The organism is Parapedobacter luteus (assembly GCF_900168055.1).
Taxonomy (GTDB): domain Bacteria; phylum Bacteroidota; class Bacteroidia; order Sphingobacteriales; family Sphingobacteriaceae; genus Parapedobacter; species Parapedobacter luteus.
Genome location: NZ_FUYS01000002.1, coordinates 1 through 407 on the forward strand (window position 1 = coordinate 1; position 407 = coordinate 407).

The window sequence follows — 407 nt, forward strand, 5'->3', positions numbered from 1 at the left end:
GACGTGGTGAACAACACGATTAATATCTGGAGTGAAGACCCTGCGGGCGATTACAGCACGCCTGAGGGTACGGATACGACGCCGGATTACAACGTAGACCGAGCGTCGACGCTGTCCATCACCAAGGTGGCGGACGCCGATCGGGTAACTGCGGGCGAAAGCATCAGCTTTATGCTGACGATCACCAATGATGGCCCGTCAGCTATCCAAAGCGGTAAAATAATCAGTCTGGGCGAACGCCCGAGTGCAGGGCTGACCATTACGGGCTATACCGTGACGAGCGGCAACGGCACTGTAGCAGGCACGGGCAACAGTGCCACGGTGACCACCGGTGCGGTGATTCCGGTGGGGGGTACCATCACGGTGAGCGTAACGGCCGACGTGGATGCGGATGCGCCGGCAACCAT

General features: G+C 59.5%; 1 protein-coding gene. It reads left to right on the plus strand.

From position 1 onward, the window contains the following. Positions 1-407: DUF11 domain-containing protein (locus B5X72_RS03215; protein WP_176146080.1), on the plus strand; the 407-nt coding region annotated here is incomplete at both ends.